The organism is Marinomonas shanghaiensis, assembly GCF_003259175.1.
Lineage (GTDB): Bacteria > Pseudomonadota > Gammaproteobacteria > Pseudomonadales > Marinomonadaceae > Marinomonas > Marinomonas shanghaiensis.
The window spans coordinates 1-4732 of sequence record NZ_QGOK01000041.1 but is presented as its reverse complement, the minus strand read 5'-3'; the positions used below and the strand labels follow the sequence as shown (position 1 = coordinate 4732).

The 4732-nt window shown below is 39.0% G+C and carries 4 protein-coding genes; all 4 read right to left on the bottom strand.

The window, feature by feature from the left end:
* Positions 1-64: 64 nt before the first annotated feature.
* On the bottom strand, positions 65-787 hold the full coding sequence (locus DKT73_RS19815) for a hypothetical protein (RefSeq protein WP_111640254.1): 723 nt from the start codon (positions 785-787) through the stop codon (positions 65-67).
* Positions 788-1249: 462 nt separating this feature from the next.
* Positions 1250-1816 carry a hypothetical protein gene (locus DKT73_RS19805; protein WP_111640252.1) on the bottom strand — a complete coding sequence of 189 codons (567 nt, stop codon included), beginning with the start codon at positions 1814-1816 and terminating at the stop codon, positions 1250-1252.
* A 92-nt stretch (positions 1817-1908) separates the two neighbouring features.
* Complete coding sequence (locus DKT73_RS19800) at positions 1909-2412, bottom strand: GNAT family N-acetyltransferase (RefSeq protein ID WP_111640251.1); 504 nt, start codon at positions 2410-2412, stop codon at positions 1909-1911.
* Entirely contained in the window at positions 2412-4190 is a 1779-nt protein-coding gene (locus tag DKT73_RS19795; protein WP_111640250.1) for a type I secretion system permease/ATPase, read from the bottom strand. The genes DKT73_RS19800 and DKT73_RS19795 overlap by 1 nt, the downstream gene beginning before the upstream one ends.
* Positions 4191-4732 lie beyond the last annotated feature (542 nt).

Below are 4732 nucleotides of genomic sequence, written 5' to 3'. Positions count from 1 at the left end.
CTTGCCAGATTTTAAAGCTACTCCAACCCGCGATGACTCAACATAACGATCAAAAGTTTTACTATTATCGCCCATGATTTTCTCCTTTTTGAGCTAAAGAGATCAATTCAGCAAGTGATCTATGCCAGTTGTCCATATCCACGTCTTTGTAGGTGTTTTGCACAAAATACCACAATGTTACAGTAAAGCACTTATACACATCCTCCACACCAATATTGTCTTCATTGTGTACACCCAAAGTGAGACGAGTACCATCTTCGAAGGAAAATTTCTGGATAAAGCATACATCTGTATGTGTATCCAGATTTGTAATAATATTGATAGTGTCCTCTGCCAGCATATCTACAGCAGATCGATTAACACGTCGGTTATTAATATAGTTTTTTCCAGAAACAAATAAAAAGTTTATGTACTCTTCTTTTTTTTCCTTTCTGGTGAACTCTACGCTGTCTATATCAGACAACAGCAAATAAGTTGTCATGAAAGAATATAATCCTAATTCAGAGCTTTCATCTTCAATTTTGATCTCTGGTATAATTTCAATCGAATTAGATGCATATTTTTCACTAGCATATAGAGTGTAAGGACTTATGAGCCAACCTGTAATAATCACATAACAAAAACTATTTACAATCACGGACCTAAATCGATTTTTTGAAACTAAATTCACCACAACGAAACCAATCGCACCAGAAATATTTCCCCGTACCAGATTAAATAAACGATTAAAATCATGAAAAAAGCAACTCATTTTAATTGACAAAGTATTTTTTGAACGATTACTCATCCCTGATCTCCTTCTGCGTATACTTCATCCCAATATTCTTGCCAAATCAAAAATGTCATAACTCTTATAAAACGCTGATCCATCTCTTGATACAACTTAACAAAATACGGATCATGACTAAAAAAAAATTTAAACCCCAAGCTAAATCCCGTCGAACAAAGCCCACAATAAAAAGGTATGATAAAAGAAACACTATATAAACCAAGATGATTCTGTAGTATTTTCCTTGCCCCCCCCCCAAAGAAAGTTGGGGTACCAATGAGTTAGCATTGGCACACCTAAAAACAAAACAAATAATACCCCAAATAAGATAAGACTAGTTCTTCTCTTAATATGCTTCTTTTTATTTTTTGGCACTATGGGGGGGCGCTCTGGAAGCGGTTTGTCATAACCTAGCCACATAATATTCTCCATAAATTATTAAGATTAAACTCGTGGAAAAAACAATCTACTTTACTTTAATCATTGGCTATATTTTTTTAGAAATTGATACAAGTCTTTTTTTTGTTGGTCCGTGGTGTATTTCGCGATTTCAATTTCTTTACCCCTTTTCATCATCACAAGGCAGATTTGAGATTTCTTTTCTTCTAAATAAATGGCTTTCATTTCTGATGAATAAAATTCGATATGTTGTCTTTTGAAAAAAAACGATTTCCAAAAATCAAAATAGCCTGAACCAAAGCCGATAAATAACGGAGGTATTCCACTATCGTACGTTAAACCATTATCAGTAATCTTGATTGTTAAATCCGTCACCTTTGTCAACAACATATGCGCCATTTTTAGAAGAATAAAGAAGAGAGTTATTATCGAAATGACACCTAGCAAAAAACTAAACTCCAACGTATCGAAGTTTAACCTTTGATATATTTGGAAGGTGTTCACTAACGCAACACCTGAGAATAAAACAAAAATTAATGCCAATACATAGCGAGTAGCGCCCAAATTAACGTAGCCAATCGAGAGGGTAACAACGTCATTGTCTTCTTCAATTTTTATATCTCTAGCTTGTGGCGTTTCAACTTGCATAACGGAGATTCCTTATATTCACAGTAACTTTTAAATATTTCATAACGAAAAGGCTCAACATTCATATGGTAAATGCTGGAGCGTATTAATAATCACACCCTAACGGCATAATTCCCTCCAAGCGTTGTTAATCCCATTTTGCGAAAGAAAGCATCGGTTTGTGCAATACGTGTTCCTGAGGTCACATAAAAAAACACATGCTGTGCACCTTGAGCTTTGGCCCATTTGGTGATGGCTTTTACCAATTTCACGGCAACCTTCCCCCCGAGCAAGCTTTTGCGAATATTTTCATTCACATACACTACGTGCACATTCGCCTGCACGTTGTCCTCTGCGATAAAGTACTCGCCAAGTGTGCAGTAGAGAAAACCAACAATCTCGCCTTTTATTTCTGCTTTTAACGTAATGCAACGTTCTGGTTGAGTGAGGCTTTTATCAAATTGTGTCGAAAACTTTTTCTCTGAAAACGTCAAATCACCAAAAATACTTTCGGCATGATCAAGAGAGGCCAGCGTCATGATTTTTGACTTATCCGAAGTTTCTGCACGCCGGATAGTCAGTGTTTTCTCTTTTTCTTTCTTTTGTGTCGTTTCCATTATTCCCCTCTATCCTGTTTGGTCAGATCCGCATAAACACCACCATGGTGAAGAAGCTCTGTATGCGTGCCATCTTCAACGACTTCACCTTTATCCATGACTAAAATCCGATCGCAATCACGCACCGTCGAGAGGCGATGCGCGACAATAATGACCGTGCGCCCTTCTGCAACCAGTTTTAAATTATTTTGAAAGATGCGTTCAGATTCATAATCCAGAGCGGCCGTTGCTTCATCAAGGATTAATATTCTTGGCATGATGGCAAGGGCTCGCGCTATGGCAATGCGCTGTCGCTGACCACCAGAAAGATTGGAACCACGTTCCTCCAGAACGGTGTCGTAGTCTTTGGGTAATTGCAAAATAAAGTCATGGGCTCCCGCCAGTTCAGCCGCCCGTATAATGCGTTTCATCGGCATCGCTGGATCGACAAAAGCAATGTTGTCGCGTACAGATCTGTTAAAGAGCACATTATCCTGTAAAACAACGCCAATCTGACGACGAAGCCAAGCAGAATCAAGCAGCCCAATATCAATACCATCGATCAATAAGCGACCGTGTTCTGGGACATATAATCGTTGTATTAATTTGGTAATGGTTGATTTGCCAGATCCTGACCTTCCAACAATACCAATGGTTTGCCCTGCTTTTATGGTAAGCGACACATTACGCAACACTTCGGGTTCATTGGGACGATAACGGAATGTAACCCCTTCAAGCGCTATACCACCTTTTATGGGAGGTAAATTTTCTGGTACGGAGCTGGTTAAATTTTCAGTTTTTGTATTTAAAATATCGCCTAACCGCTGAATGGAAGTACGAAACTGCTGAAAATCTTGCCATAACTGTGCAATACGAATAATGGGCTGACTGACTTGCCCCGCTAACATATTAAAAGCAACCAATTGACCAACAGTTAAGTTACCGTCCATGACCAATTTGGCACCAAACCACAAAATGAGCGCCATGGTAATCTTGTTTATTAACGCGACAACCTGAGAGCCTACAGCGCCCAATACAATGGTTTTGAATGAAGACTTCACAAATGCAGCAAGATTTTCATCCCATCGCGCTCGCATTTGAGGTTCAACTGCCATGGATTTGAGCATTTCTGCCCCAGAGATACTCTCAACTAAAAAAGCTTGGTTAGTCGCGCCTCGATAAAAACGATCTTCTACTCGGCGGCGTAGCTCAGGCGTGATTGCCAGAGATAAAAGGGCATAAAGGGGAATAGAGGCAAGTACAATCCAAGTAAGCGTGGGTGAAAACATCCACATTACGGCAAAAAAAATGATGGTGAAAAAGAGATCAATTACGACAGTTAAAGCGGATGAGGTCAAAAATTCACGAATACTATCAAGCTCTCGAACTCGTGCGACTGTTTGCCTCGCCCATTCCTCTTCAAACGCTTGCAATGATAGCTTTTGAGGTGGTGTAGCTCCCCGCTGAATCAAAATATTATCATTGGAAACTTTCGCTACGATAACAAAATCACCGTTTTTAAATTCTGCGATTGCAGGCAATGGCAACTTTTTAAGTTTTGTAAGGGAGGAGGAAATAGCTTTGGCTTTAAGACTACTTTTTCTTGCAGCTCGGACAATGGAAATAACATCCATACGACCGTCGACACCAGAAAAATCATGAAGTAACTGTTGTGGAGATGAACGAAGTCCATGATAGGACAATAGAAAGTGCAAACATAATGCTCCGCTGTCCATACAGGATGTCTCGGAGCCCATCGATTGACCTTGTTTGGTATATTCCCTATCAATAACTGACATACAACGAAAAATCCATTTCAGCGTTCATATTTTTTGGCGATAGTAAGGTAACATCTACTCTCGTACAATATTTTTTCACTTTCCTTACACTTTATATGGCAGTACTTACTAAAATTACATGCTTTTTTTTACCCCATAATGGAACTCAAGCTTTATAGCCACTGAAGGATTGATCAAAAATAATATGGAAAAAGCAAATCTATCTTCTGTGACCATCGTTATGAGCTTTTGCCTGCTGCTCCTGAGGTTTTAGAAACGCCTCCCGTTCCTTTTGGAAGAATTATCGCAGCCGCTATTTCTTTTTTCTTCCTATTAGCCATTATTTGGTCTTATTGGGGGGCCGTTGATATTGTCGTTATATCAGAGGGCGGAATATTCCATCCGGTAATGCGAAAATTATTCAGCCTTTAAAAACAGATGTCGTTCGGGCAATCCATGTCAAAAATGGTGATAGTAATAAACGCAAAAAAGCCAAGTTGACGTCATTCTCAACTTGGCTTTTTTTATGGACTTGTCCCATCCTAAAATACGTTGACATAAAG

What these genes read in the sequence shown, in the direction of transcription:
- DKT73_RS19815 (WP_111640254.1), bottom strand. Translation starts at nt 787, where the DNA reads ATGAGTAATCGTTCAAAAAATACTTTGTCAATTAAAATGAGTTGCTTT.
- DKT73_RS19805 (WP_111640252.1), bottom strand. Translation starts at nt 1,816, where the DNA reads ATGCAAGTTGAAACGCCACAAGCTAGAGATATAAAAATTGAAGAAGAC.
- DKT73_RS19800 (WP_111640251.1), bottom strand. Translation starts at nt 2,412, where the DNA reads ATGGAAACGACACAAAAGAAAGAAAAAGAGAAAACACTGACTATCCGG.
- DKT73_RS19795 (WP_111640250.1), bottom strand. Translation starts at nt 4,190, where the DNA reads ATGTCAGTTATTGATAGGGAATATACCAAACAAGGTCAATCGATGGGC.